The 12,540-nt window shown below is 63.3% G+C and carries 10 protein-coding genes; 3 read left to right on the top strand and 7 right to left on the bottom strand.

Annotated features, from left to right (window positions below; translation table 11 throughout):
* Window positions 1-18 precede the first annotated feature (18 nt).
* From RIN13_RS01320 to RIN13_RS01310, 3 genes are read left to right on the top strand one after another with little or no spacing between them, the layout of a single operon-like run.
* On the top strand, window positions 19-837 hold the full coding sequence (locus RIN13_RS01320) for an ECF transporter S component (RefSeq protein ID WP_309105528.1): 819 nt from the start codon (window positions 19-21) through the stop codon (window positions 835-837).
* Between the two features lie 3 nt (window positions 838-840).
* Entirely contained in the window at window positions 841-1,623 is a 783-nt protein-coding gene (locus tag RIN13_RS01315; protein WP_309105527.1) for an energy-coupling factor transporter transmembrane component T, read from the top strand.
* Window positions 1,620-3,173, top strand: a complete 1,554-nt coding sequence (locus tag RIN13_RS01310; protein WP_309105526.1) for an ATP-binding cassette domain-containing protein — start codon at window positions 1,620-1,622, stop codon at window positions 3,171-3,173. Before RIN13_RS01315 ends, RIN13_RS01310 begins: the two co-directional genes overlap by 4 nt.
* 86 nt (window positions 3,174-3,259) lie before the next feature.
* Here the strand turns inward: RIN13_RS01310 and RIN13_RS01305 are convergent, their stop codons facing one another.
* From RIN13_RS01305 to RIN13_RS01275, 7 genes are all read right to left on the bottom strand, one after another.
* Window positions 3,260-5,443: a 3-hydroxyacyl-CoA dehydrogenase NAD-binding domain-containing protein gene (locus tag RIN13_RS01305; RefSeq protein WP_309105525.1), complete on the bottom strand. Its 2,184-nt coding sequence runs from the start codon at window positions 5,441-5,443 to the stop codon at window positions 3,260-3,262.
* Window positions 5,440-6,738 carry a thiolase family protein gene (locus RIN13_RS01300; RefSeq protein ID WP_309105524.1) on the bottom strand — a complete coding sequence of 433 codons (1,299 nt, stop codon included), beginning with the start codon at window positions 6,736-6,738 and terminating at the stop codon, window positions 5,440-5,442. The genes RIN13_RS01305 and RIN13_RS01300 overlap by 4 nt, the downstream gene beginning before the upstream one ends.
* 166 nt (window positions 6,739-6,904) lie before the next feature.
* The gene (locus RIN13_RS01295; RefSeq protein WP_309105523.1) at window positions 6,905-8,260 is read right to left on the bottom strand and encodes an HRDC domain-containing protein; all 1,356 of its coding nucleotides are present in this window, start codon (window positions 8,258-8,260) and stop codon (window positions 6,905-6,907) included.
* A 52-nt stretch (window positions 8,261-8,312) separates the two neighbouring features.
* Window positions 8,313-8,966, bottom strand: a complete 654-nt coding sequence (locus tag RIN13_RS01290) for a DUF3000 domain-containing protein (protein WP_309105522.1) — start codon at window positions 8,964-8,966, stop codon at window positions 8,313-8,315.
* Window positions 8,967-9,027: 61 nt separating this feature from the next.
* The gene (locus tag RIN13_RS01285; RefSeq protein ID WP_309105665.1) at window positions 9,028-10,077 is read right to left on the bottom strand and encodes a low specificity L-threonine aldolase; all 1,050 of its coding nucleotides are present in this window, start codon (window positions 10,075-10,077) and stop codon (window positions 9,028-9,030) included.
* A gap of 191 nt (window positions 10,078-10,268) precedes the next feature.
* A complete protein-coding gene (locus RIN13_RS01280) occupies window positions 10,269-10,991 on the bottom strand; it encodes an SDR family oxidoreductase (RefSeq protein WP_309105521.1) in 723 nt (240 codons plus the stop codon).
* Window positions 10,988-12,457 carry a DUF6421 family protein gene (locus tag RIN13_RS01275; protein WP_309105520.1) on the bottom strand — a complete coding sequence of 490 codons (1,470 nt, stop codon included), beginning with the start codon at window positions 12,455-12,457 and terminating at the stop codon, window positions 10,988-10,990. The genes RIN13_RS01280 and RIN13_RS01275 overlap by 4 nt, the downstream gene beginning before the upstream one ends.
* Window positions 12,458-12,540: the final 83 nt, after the last annotated feature.

The following is a 12,540-nucleotide window of genomic DNA, read 5'->3' as shown; positions in this document are numbered from 1 at the left end:
CCAGCCGAAGGAACCACCATGTCGCAGCAGTCCCTTACTCTTCCCGCTCCTGGTGCGGCGGCGGACAAAAAACGCCGCCTGCTTGAGCTTCTGGGTGCCGCTTCCATTGCGGCCACCTTTATTTTCCTGGTCCTGGCCCAGCCGTCGGATATCACCAACGGCGTGGGGAGTGCCTCCACCCTGCTGGCCTTGGGCGGATTCCTCCTCGGGGCGATCCTTCTGATCCTGGGCGTGCTCCCGACCCTGCCCACGTCCACGCTGGTCCTTATTCCTGTTGCGCTGGTCCTGAACATCGCCTTGGGTCAGATCATGGGCACTACCGGCCTGCCCTTCTACTTCGATGCCATCGGCACCGTACTGATCGCTGTCCTGGCCGGACCGGCGGCCGGAGCGGCCACGGGGGCCTTGAGCAGCATCATATGGTCCTTCTTCAACCCGACAGTCCTGCCGTTCGCAGCCGGAGCAGCCCTCATCGGGTTCCTGGCCGGGATGGCGGCCCGTTACGGTTTGTTCCGCCGCTTCTACCTGGCTCCGGTTGCGGGATTCGCCACAGGCATCATCGCGGGCGTGGTCTCGGCGCCCATCGCGGCGTTTGTTTTTGGCGGCACTTCCGGAGCCGGGACCGGTGCCATTGTCAGCGCTTTCCGCGCCATGGGGGACACCCTCCTCGCGGCGATCACCAAGCAGGCCTTGATCTCAGACCCAATGGATAAGGCCATCGTGTTTGCTATCGCTGCCCTCCTGGTTTACGCCCTGCCGCGCCGGGCCACCTTCCGCTTCCCGTTTGTGCGGCGCTTCAACGTCCTTGCCGGCAAGGCCCCGGTAGCCGCTTCCTAGCCGGTGCTTTCCCGCCTCAATCCACTCACCACCCTTGCTGCTTGCGGCGCGGCCGCCACCTTCACGGTGGCGGCGTCAAACTGGCCGGTGTCTGTCGCAGTTGCGGTGGCTGCCCTCGGTGCGGGGGTAGGTGCGGGGGTCCTGCGCCGGGTCCTCGCTGCCTCCGCCGTCATCCTCTTGCCGCTCTGGTTCTCCCTGCTGGTACTGCACGGCCTGTTCTTTCCGGAGGGCCGCACCGTCCTGGCAGGATGGGGACCGGCCCGGATCACAGTTGAGGGGCTGGCGTTCGCCCTTGAGATGGGAACGCGGACTACGGGCTGTGTCCTGGTGCTGTTGCTGTTTTCTTTCGTGGTGAACGTTCCGGATCTTGTTGCGACGATGACCACCCGCCGGATCCCGCCGCAGTTCGGCTATGTCCTTGCATCCACGCTCACGCTGGCCCCGGCCATCACGGAGCAGCTGGCCAGGATCCGGCAGGCCCAGGAAGCCCGCGGACTTGTCCTCGGTGGCAGCCTGGTCCAACGCCTCGCTGCTGCACGTTTGCAGATGGTTCCGTTGGTGCTGGCACTCATCCAGGATGCAGCGGAAAGGGCCCACGCCCTTGATGCGCGCGGATTCAATTCTCCAGGCCCCCACAGCACGTACCGTGAGGTGGCCGATACCCGGGGGCAGCGAACATTCCGCCGTGCAGTTCTGGGGCTGGCTGCTGCCGCAGTAATCCTGAGGCTGAGTGCTTCCTGGTTCGGCGTGCCGGTTCTTCCCTCGCCGTTGGCAGGAAACGAATGACGACGCCGGTTCTGGATGCCCGCATCGAAAGTTTTACTTTCCATGGGGAGACAGCACCTGCTGTACATGGCATAGGCCTTGCGGTGCAGGCAGGGACGCTGACGTCGGTGCTGGGCGGGGCAGGCAGCGGCAAGTCAACACTCGGCAGGCTGCTTGCAGGCTGGCTCAGAAGCGATGGCCAGCTGAGGGGACGGCTGTCACTGAGCGGGGACGGCATCCCCAACGGTGCCCAACGCCTAGACTTCGCCGGTACCGAGGACGACCCCAGGATCAGTCCCGCAGCCTGGTCCCGGCAGGTGGGCTATGTGCCCCAGGATGCCGCTGCAATGCTTTCCCGGATACGGTCCACCGTGGCGGAAGAACTGGCATTCGGGCTGGAAAACCGCGGTATGGATCGCGACAACATGCATCGTCGCGTAGCTGACGTGGCCGCGCAAACAGGTCTTTCCCCCTTGCTCGACAGGGACCCTGGAAGCCTTTCGGGAGGCGAGCTGCGGCGCCTTGCCATCGCCTGCTGCGTGATCCTCGACCCGGTGGTCCTCATGCTGGATGATCCCTTGTCCTCCCTCGATGCGGAGGGGGCCGAACTGATCCTGGACCTCATCACCGGGCTGGTTTCCAAGGGGACCGCCGTCGTCCATCTCGGACAAGTGGCCGGCCGCCTTTTCTCGCAGGCCACCCACTGCCTGGTGCTCGACGGCGGTTCGGTCACCGCCCAAGGGATGCCGGCTGAGGTGCTGCTCAGCGGGGGCCTGGCAGAGTCGGGCGTGGTGGTGTCGTCGGAGGAATTGCATCATGGACATTACGGTCCTGAAGCGGCCGCCCCGGAACCGGCATATGGGAGCCCCGCGGGAGCGAACAGGGTTTCGCCGGGAGCCAGAACTGAAGCGTCCAGCCTGAGCTTCCGGAACGTCACTTATTCCCTGCCCATCGCGCAAGGCGGGCAGCGTGCCGTCCTGACCGAAGTGGATCTGGACGTAGGACCCGGCCAGATTGTGGCCATCACGGGGCCCAATGGAGCCGGAAAATCCACGCTGCTGCGCCATGTCAACGGGCTGCTGCATCCTGACCGCGGGGAAGTGCTGGTGGGAGGGGCTCCCATCCGGGGAAAATCAACAGGGGCCATCGCCGCAGACGTCGGCCTGCTCTTTCAGCATCCGCGGGACCAACTGTTCGAGCGGACCCTGCTGCGTGAAGTAGGTTTTGGGCTTGACCGCCTGTTTGGTGCCGAAGCGGAAGTGCGTGCCATCCAGGCGCTGGAGGACGTGGGCCTGGCAAATGTTGCCTCAGCCCATCCCCACGATCTGCCGGCGTCAGGTCAGCGCCTTCTGGCCCTGGCCACGGTGCTTGCGCGCCAGCCCGCCGTCATCGCCCTGGACGAACCGACGGTGGGGTTGGACCGTCACGGAATTGCGCGCCTCCAAACAGCCTTGGACACGGTCACACTGCGCGGTGCTGCTGTGCTGGTGGTCACGCATGATCTCGCCTATGCCCGAACAGTGAGCCAGCGCGTGCTCAGACTGCGGGGTGGAAGGCTCCACGAACTTTAGGAGCCTCCCACGCTGCAACCACGGTCTTTCGACGGGTTATCCAACGGGTCTTTTAGCCGTCCTCTGACCCTTGCTGTCCCGGGGTATCAGGCGGGACGGGAAGCAACCCCTGGTGCGAGGAAGCGCTTGCCATTGACCCGCTCGGAGGCACCGACCCTGTCAAGGTACGGGGTGATACCGCCCAGGAACATCGGCCAGCCGGCGCCCATGATGACACACAGGTCGATGTCCTCCGGGCCTGCCACCACTCCTTCGGCAAGCATGAGCCCGATTTCCTCGGCAAGCGCGTCCTGGGTGCGGTGCAGGACTTCCACAGCAGTGGAAGGGGAGGAACCAAAGGACATCAGCGCCAGCGTTTCCGCCGGGATGACCGGCTTGCCGTCGGGGCTCGTCTTCTCCGAACCTGGCGCCCAGATGGATTTGATCCCGTTGTCGATGAGCTTCTGCAGGTTCTGCGACACGGCAAAACGGTCACCAAACGCGGCATGCAAAGATTCCTGGACATGTTGCGCAACCGGCAGGCCCACCATGGCCCCCAGGGTGAAGGGAGTCATGGGGAGGCCCATGGGCCGCAAGGCGTTGTCGGCCACTTCGGCAGGCGTTCCCTCGTCGAAGGCGGCGGTGACTTCACCCATGAGGCGCAGGAGTATGCGGTTGACGACGAAGGCAGCGGCGTCCTTGACGAGGACGGCGGTCTTCTTCAGGCCCTTGGCGAGTTCGAAGGCGGTGGCCAGCACGGCGTCGTCGGTCTTGGGGGCGCGGACTATTTCCAGCAGCGGCATAACAGCCACGGGGTTGAAGAAATGAAAACCGACCAGCCGCTCGGGGTGCAGCAGGTCCTCAGCCATGGCCGTTACGGAGAGGGACGACGTGTTTGTGGCAAGGATGCAGTCTGCTGAAACGATGGCCTCCACTTCCGCAAAGACCTGCTTCTTGACGTTGAGTTCCTCAAAGACGGCTTCGATGACGAAATCAGCGTCGGCGAAGGCTTCCTTGGAAACGGAACCGGTTACCAGGGCGCGGGTACGGTTGGCCGCGTCAGGACTGATGCGCTTCTTTTCCAGCAGCTTGTCCACTTCGGCGTGGACGTAGCCCACGCCCTTGTCCACCCTGGCCTGGTCGATATCCGTCATAACAACGGGAACCTTGAGCTGGCGGGCGAAGAGGAGGGCCAGTTGGCTGGCCATCAGCCCTGCACCCACCACGCCGATCTTGGTGACCGGACGGGCCAGTTTCCGGTCGGGAGCGCCTGCGGGGCGCTTGGAACGCTTCTGAACCAGGTCCAGGAATGCGTACACCGTGGACCGGAATTCATCGGTCTGCATGAGATCAGCGAGCGTATCGCATTCCAGCTCCGCCGATTCCTGCTGCCGCATGGTGCGGTTGGCGTCCATGATGTCCAGGACCTTCCCGGGCGCCGGGGAAGCGTTGGAGGTTTTTGCCTCCACAAAAGAACGTCCAGCCGCCACGGCGGCTTCCCAGCGTCGGGCAACCACCGGGTCAGTTGGGTCCACGGCGCTGGACCGTTCAGGAGCGATCTCGCCTGAGATGACTTTCGCTGCCCATGCAATGGACTGTTCCACGAAGTCGGCAGGTTCGAAGATGGCATCCGCGACGCCCAGTTGGAAGGCCTCGGGTCCGGAAAGGCTGCGATTGTTGCTGAGGGGGTTCTCGATCATGACCTTGACGGCATTTTCCGGGCCGATGAGCCGTGGCAGGAGGTAGACCCCTCCCCAGCCGGGGACCAGGCCAATAAAAGCCTCCGGCAGGGCGAGTGCCCCCGCACCGGCGGAAACAGTGCGGTACGTCGATTGCAGGGCAATCTCGAGCCCGCCGCCCAAGGCGACACCATTGATGAAAGCGAAGCTTGGGACGCCCAGATTGGCCAGCGTGGCGTAAACGTCGTGGCCCAGCTGGGCCATCCACAAGCCATGTTCCCGGCTGTCCAAGGATTTGACGGCGGAGAGGTCCGCGCCGGCGACGAGGTAGTACGGCTTTCCGGTAATCCCGACGCCGACGATCTCGCCGCGGGCTGCGCGTTCCCGCAGGCCCTCAAGAACCATGCCGAGTTCCACAAGAGTATTCGGTCCAAGGGTGGTGGGCTTGGAGTGGTCGAGCCCGTTATCGAGGGTCACCAGGGCGAACGTGCCTGGACTTTCGCCTCCGACTTTTCCCGCTGCAGGCGGCAGCTGGATGTCCTGGACGTAGGAGTGGGTGACTGTCTCGTTCGGAAAAAGATCGGCAAGCTTGCGGAAATCTGCGGCGCTCATGCTGCGGCTCCAGTCTCGGTTGTGGTGCTGGTTTCTTCAGTGTTGGCGTCAGTGCCGGGACGCGTTCCGCTGTAGTCCGCGTGATGGGGGTTCTCCCAGATGACTGTCGCCCCCATTCCCAGGCCGATGCACATGGTGGTCATGCCGTAGCGAACAGAGTGGTCTTCCTCGAACTGGCGGGCCAGCTGGTTCATGAGCCGGACCCCGGAGGAGGCCAAGGGGTGGCCCACGGCGATTGCACCGCCATAGCGGTTAACCCGGGGGTCGTCATCGTCGATCCCGAAATGGTCCAGGAAACTGAGGACCTGCACCGCGAAGGCCTCATTGATTTCGAACAGCCCGATATCATCAATGCCCAGTCCGGCGTTCTTGAGGGCCTTTTCAGTGGCAGGAACAGGTCCGATGCCCATAACCTCGGGTTCGACGCCGGCGAATGCAAAGGTAACAAGGCGCATCTTTACCGCCAGGCCCAGTTCCTCAGCCGCATCCGACGAAGCGAGAATTGCTGCAGTTGCGCCGTCATTGAGTCCGGCAGCATTGCCGGCCGTTACCCGCCCGTGGGGACGGAAAGGGGTCCGCAGCGAGGCGAGGTCCTCCAGCGAGGTGCCCGGGCGTGGCGGTTCGTCGGTGGAGTGGAGAGTCCAGCCCTGACCTGGTTTCATCGTTGCTACGGGGACCAGGTCTGGCTGGATCTGACCGCTTCCGTAGGCTGCTGCCAGTTTGTTCTGGGAGGCGACGGCGTAGGCGTCCGTCCTGTCCTTGGTGATGGCGGGGAAGCGGTCATGCAGGTTCTCCGCTGTGTTGCCCATATTGAGTGCAGCCGGATCCACGAGCCGTTCGGACATGAAGCGGGGATTGGGATCAGCCCCTTCACCCATGGGGTGGTTGCCCATGTGCTCCACACCGCCGGCGATCACGACGTCGTATGCGCCGAAACCGATGCCGCTTGCAGTGGTGGTGACTGCCGTCATGGCGCCGGCGCACATGCGGTCAATGGCGAATCCCGGGACCGTCCGCGGCAGGCCGGCGAGCAGGGCAGCTGTCCGGCCGATGGTGAGGCCTTGATCGCCTGTTTGGGTGGTGGCCGCGATCGCCACCTCATCTATGCGTGCTGCCGGGAGCGAAGGGTTACGCCGCATAAGTTCCCGGATGCACTTTACGATCAGGTCGTCCGCGCGGGTGCCGGCGTAGATGCCTTTCTCGCCGGCGCGGCCGAACGGTGTCCGGACACCGTCCACGAACACTATGTCCCTGATGTTCCGGTTGGTCCGCGGATTACCGCTGCTTTGGCTCACGTGCTACTCCTCATCGAGACATGGGTGCCGCGGCACTGGTCCGGGGCCGAAATGACCCTGGGCAGCAGTGAACCGGGCGACAAGTGAAACCCATGTTACTCGTGAGTAACTTAGCTTGCAAGGTCGAGCGGCCGCGGCGGCCGCTGCCCTGAAGACGCAGCCTTCGTCAGGCCACCGCCGGACCGTCTGTGTTGCCTTTTACTGCCGGGTTTTCCTTCGGCTCCTTGAAAGGCAGGGGCTGGGGATTGAGGAATGCTTCAGTGATCAGGGGTGACACGATCCCCACCTGCCATTCACGCGCGCCGAGCCTGCGAAGCTCGTCCGCGATGGAGGACTCATCAATCCCGGCCGGGGGGCGCCATGCCACCCGGCGCAGATAATCCGGAGTCAGCAGATTCTCCACCGGGAGCTTGAGAGTGTCGGCCGCTTCCTGCAGCAGGGGCCGGGCGGTTGCAAGCCGCTGGGCTGCCTCGGGATCCCTGTCTGCCCAAACACGGGGAGGCGGCGGCGCATTGGTGGGCAGGTGCAGGGGAGGGAGTTCCTCGAGGTTCCTGGCAATGCTGATGCAGCGAAGCCAGCGCGGCGCTTCCCGTTGCGCAGCCCGGCCGTGGAAACCCTTGGTTCCCAACAGTTGCGGCACGGTCGACGGCATGGCTTTGGCTGCAGCCACCAGAGCTGAGTCCGGGAGAAGCCGGCCGGGGGCAACATCGCGCTTGCGTGCCAGGGAGTCCCGTTCCACCCACATTTCCCTGACCGCGGCCAGCTGCCGGCGGTCCCTGATCTGGTGAAGGCCGGAGGTTTTGCGCCAAGGGTCAATCCGCGGCGGCGCCTGGCCGTTTTGGAGGATGGCGGCGAATTCCTGTTCCGCGAATCCGAGTTTGCCGTCTGCCTCGAGCAGGTCGATGAGTTCTTCCCGCAACTCCGTGAGTACTTCCACGTCCAGCGCCGCATACCTGAGCCACGGTTCGGGGAGCGGCCGGGTGGACCAGTCCGCGGCCGAGTGTTCCTTGGCGAGGCCAAAGCCCAGCAGCTGCTCGATAACCGCGGCCAGGCCTACCCGTGGGAGGCCTGCCAGCCTGGCCGCCAGTTCAGTGTCAAAGAGTTTGTCGGGCCACATGCCCAGTTCCGCGAGGCAGGGCAGGTCCTGGCTGGCCGCATGCAGGATCCACTCGACCCCCTGCAGTGCGTCATTGATGATCCGCAGGTCCCCAAATGGTTCCGGGTCGATGAGCCAGGTTCCGGAGCCTTCGCGGCGGATCTGGACAAGGAAGGCGCGTTGACCGTAGCGGAAGCCTGAGGCTCGTTCGGCATCGACTCCGGCTGGGCCCGTACCGGCGGCTATCGCAGCGGCACAGCGTTCGAGGCCGGCGGGAGTTTCAATAACGAGCGGCACGCCGTCACGGGGGGAGTCAAGGTCAATGACTTCCGGGACGAGGCTGTCGAAGCCTTCCACCGTGATGTGCGGGTTGATGTCAGCAGCCGGGACGCCGGCTGTGGTGTGTTCCGGAATGTGAGGGGTCATGATTCCAACAGTTTACCGACAACGCACGGCCGGATGTCCTGCGCCCTCTCCATTACTGCCAACGGGTCCGCCTGCGTGGCAGGGCAGACACGCCGTCGGGCAGCGGCGGGAGGCCTGCAAAAGTACACACCATGTCTGACCACGCCTCCAGATGGCTGCGGACGTCCGACGAGGCGGGGGTCCAGGAGGCCCGGAGTTCGATATCGATTGACTCCCGGCGGTCAGCGAGGGTGCCGAAGCTTTCGGAGAGGACCCGGGTGGCTGTTCCCCCGGCAGCACGGTAGGGCGCGCGGTGGTTTTCGAGGGCCTCTACCAGCCACGTCCAGGCGACGGAACCGAGCATTTCGTCGTTGCCCATCTCCGGTTCCAATTGGGCGCGGATATACGTCACGATGCGGAACTCCCCATCCCAGACCGCGGAGCCATCGGGGTCGTACAGGAGGATAAAGCGCCCGGTGGCCAGTTCGTCGTCGGGCTCCTCGCCGCCGGATGCCCTGGAAAGGGCTGCGGCAGCGGGCCCATGGATCGACGCCGGCCCCGGACGATGGCTTGGCGCCATGACTTCGGTTCCCAAGGCAACTGCGTAGGGTGCCAGCCGTGAAGGCGCTGGGATCTCATCGAGCCGAAGTTCACTTCTGCAACGAGCTTTTCTAAGGCTCCCCAGAGCGTGGAGAAACTCTGCAGGAACCTGGGCGAGTGCGTTCACCTTCGCAGGGTACGCAAGGGCCGGAGCATTTTCCTGCAGACTCGCCGTCGTGGTTCTTTGATCAACCGGCAGTCAACTCCCGTTTAATGGCGGCGACGAAGGAGTCCACGTCTTCTTCGGTGGTGTCAAACGAGCACATCCATCGGACCTCGCGGGTTGCCTCGTTCCAGTCATAGAACCTGAACGATTTCCGCAGCCTGTCCGCCACTGCCGCAGGCAGGACGGCAAAGACGCCGTTGGACTCGGTTTTTTGGGTGGGTTCGACGCCGTCAATATCCTCTACCCCAGCGCGCAACCTCGCAGCCATGGCGTTTGCCTGCGCCGCCGACCGTAGCCACAGATCGCCTTCAAGCAGGGCAATGAACTGCGCTGACAAGAAGCGCATCTTGGACGCGAGCTGCATGTTCATTTTGCGGAGATAGATCAGGCCGCTGGAAGCTTCCGGATTCAGTGACACCACTACTTCCCCGAAAAGCAGACCATTCTTGGTTCCGCCAAACGAGAGGATGTCCACCCCGGCGTCGCGCGTAAAGGCCCGCAGCGGAACCTGGAGATGGGCTGCCGCATTGGCAAGGCGGGCTCCGTCCATGTGCAGCTTCATGCCCTTGGCATGGACGTGTTCGGCAATGGCCCGGACTTCCTCAGGGGTGTAGCAGGTCCCCATTTCAGTCGTTTGGGTGATGGACACGGCCAGCGGCTGGGCGCGGTGTTCATCTCCCCAACCCCACGCCTCGCGGTCGATGATCTCGGGAGTCAATTTGCCGTCGGCCGTGGGCACCGCGAGCAGCTTGATGCCGCCCACTCTTTCCGGGGCCCCGTTTTCGTCCATATTGATGTGGGCTGTGGCGGCGCAGATCACTGCGCCCCAGCGGGGCAGGAGAGACTGCAGGGAGAGAACGTTGGCCCCTGTTCCATTGAAAACAGGAAAGCATTCGATGCCCTCACCGAAGTGCTTCTCCATCAGCAGCTGCAGCCTGGCCGTGTAGTCATCCTCACCGTAGGAGACCTGATGGCCGCCGTTTGCCGCTGCCAGCGCTGCCAGAACGTCAGGGTGCACACCGGAGTAGTTGTCCGAGGCGAAACTGCGCACCGACGGATCGTGCAGCTGCATCTGCTCCTGAGCTCCGGTGGAGGTTTCGGCAGCGGCAGAGGCGGGAGAAGTCTCTACTGTGGATGTCATTGCTTTGGTCACACTTTCAGTTTAGGGATGCGCGGGGAGTCTGTCCTCGAAGGTGCCTTCGAGGACAGACTGTGTGCGAAGGGCAGTCAGAAAAGAGCCGCCGAGTCAGGGAAGGACAGCAGTCAGGGAACCAGCAGGAGTTTCTGCCCGTTCAGTTCATGAGCGTTCGTTTGAAACAGGTCAACGGCTGCAGCGCCAAGGTCCCTGACATCGGTGAAGCCGGGGAATTTCCGCTCTGGCGCTTTTTCCCGCATCGCGTCATCGACGAATGCCTTGACCACAAACACGACGGCTGCACTGCGGAGACCCTCGTTCTCGTCCTTGTCTGTCTCGAAGCCCTGAGCCATAGCCATCGTCCAAACCTCAGCCGCCGCTTTGGCTGCCACATAGTTTGCCGTTGCGGCGGTGGGGGAGGTCACGGCCGTGGAGGACACCATCGCGAAGCGCCCGGTGTCCGATGCTGAGAGATCGTTGTAGAACACCCTGGAAACGTTCCGGAGCGTGGTCACCGCATTGCGTTCCAGGAAGTCCCAGTCCTCGTCCGTCTGAGTAGTGATGCCATTGGCGCCGCGCCATCCGCCGACTAGGTGGATAACGCCGTCGATCCCGCCATGGGCCGTCGTGACATCCGAATGCAGTGCCTGGACCTCTGCCAGGTTTGCGAGATCACAGACGAGGGGGGTGACTCCCTCGCCCGCCTGGGCAGCTGCAGCGACAATCCGTTGTTTGTCCGAGCCAACGGTGAGGACCCTGAAGCCGGCGCGCCGCAGGGCCATGGCGGTCGCCACCCCCGAGGCTCCGCTGCCACCAGTGACGAGTACGTTCAGGGTGCGTCCGGATTTCATAGGGCGTTCAAAGCCTCCGTGCTGGATGTGATGGTAAACGTCCCTGTGATTCCGGCAGTGGATTCGATGACGGGCCGCATCTTCTTCTCCAGCGCTTCATAGAACATGGACAGGGGGAATTCGTCGTCCAGCACCTGGTCAGTGAGTCCACGTGGTGGCCCGGCGAGTGGCAAAGCTTCCGGCCCCTTGGCCCAGACGGACGCGGGGTTAGGAGTCACGGTACCGGATACGAGCTCATAGGCTGCCAACCAGTGTGCTGTTTTGGGGCGGTCGATGGAGCGCCAGTACAGTTCCTCGATCCGGAGCCCCAGTTCGATGACCACCTGGGAGACTTCCTCCCAGTCGATGCTGAGGCTGCTGTCGGTCCAGTGCAGCACCCGGTGCTGGTGCATCCAGGCAAAGAGGAGTTGCCCGCCGAGGCCGTCGTAGTTGCGGACACGGCTGCCGGTGATGGCAAAGCGGAAGATCCGGTCGAAGATCACGGCGTACTGCACGAGCTTGGCATGCCGACGGGCTTCGAGGCTGGCTTTTTCGTCCTTTTCAATCTTCACGGACTCGCGGAACGCTGTCAGGTCACAGCGCAGTTCTTCCAAGGAGTACAGGAAAAACGGCATCCGCTGCTTGATCATGAAGGGGTCGAAAGGGAGATCGCCCCTCATATGCGTGCGGTCGTGAATCAGGTCCCACATCACGAAGGTTTCCTGCGTCAGTTGCTGGTCTTCCAACAACTCCCTGGCTTCTGGCGGAAGCTCCAGCGAGGTGATTTGGGCGGCGGCGCGCAACACCTTACGGAACCTGGCGGCTTCCCGGTCGGCGAAAATTGCGCCCCAGGTGAAGGTGGGTGTTTCCCGGACGCCTACTGTTTCCGGGAACAGGACCGCTGAATTGGAGTCGTAGCCGGGGGTGAAATCCAGGAAGCGGATGGGAACAAAGAGCCTGTTTGAGTACTCGCCGCCCTCAAGGTCGGCGATGAATTCAGGCCAGATGACCTCGATCAGCACGGCCTCGACGAGCCGGCTGCTGCTGCCGTTCTGCGTGTACATGGGGAAAACGACCAAATGCTGAAGCCCGTTTTCCCGGTGCTGCTGCGGTTGGAACGCCAGCAGGGAGTCGAGGAAATCAGGTACGCCAAAGCCTCCGTCTGCCCAGGCGTCGAAGTCCTGTACGAGGAGTTCCAGATAGGCGGCGTCGTGAGGGAACGACGGCGCTAAGGCGTTTATTGACCCGACAATAACAGCAACATGAGCTGCCGCTTCAGTATGGTGGACCACTTCGGGAAGTGAGCCGTCCTTTGCCTGCAGAGACTGCAGCGCTGTGGCTGCCGTCTTCAACCGGACCCAGTCGGGATGCGCGGCCGTGACAGGTGCCGGAGACTGGGACGATGCGGTCGCCTGGACTGCGTCTGCTTTTTCCTGGATTGCTTTGTCCTCGGCTTCGCCGGTGCTGGTGATGACGGGAATGCTCATGGTGGCAGTGGCCTTTCTGGTCGCTGGTGCTTCTACGGCGAGCGTAGCAACCAATCAGAGTCCCTAATCCAAAAACCCATCAA

It is taken from the genome of Arthrobacter sp. (assembly GCF_031179985.1).
GTDB lineage: Bacteria > Actinomycetota > Actinomycetes > Actinomycetales > Micrococcaceae > Arthrobacter.
This window is presented reverse-complemented; position numbering and strand designations above follow the sequence as displayed.

Coding starts and splice junctions, on each gene's coding strand:
- RIN13_RS01280 (WP_309105521.1), bottom strand. CDS start 10,991: ATGAAATCCGGACGCACCCTGAACGTACTCGTCACTGGTGGCAGCGGA.
- RIN13_RS01285 (WP_309105665.1), bottom strand. CDS start 10,077: ATGCAGCTGCACGATCCGTCGGTGCGCAGTTTCGCCTCGGACAACTAC.
- RIN13_RS01310 (WP_309105526.1), top strand. CDS start 1,620: ATGACGACGCCGGTTCTGGATGCCCGCATCGAAAGTTTTACTTTCCAT.
- RIN13_RS01320 (WP_309105528.1), top strand. CDS start 19: ATGTCGCAGCAGTCCCTTACTCTTCCCGCTCCTGGTGCGGCGGCGGAC.
- RIN13_RS01295 (WP_309105523.1), bottom strand. CDS start 8,260: ATGACCCCTCACATTCCGGAACACACCACAGCCGGCGTCCCGGCTGCT.
- RIN13_RS01275 (WP_309105520.1), bottom strand. CDS start 12,457: ATGAGCATTCCCGTCATCACCAGCACCGGCGAAGCCGAGGACAAAGCA.
- RIN13_RS01305 (WP_309105525.1), bottom strand. CDS start 5,443: ATGAGCGCCGCAGATTTCCGCAAGCTTGCCGATCTTTTTCCGAACGAG.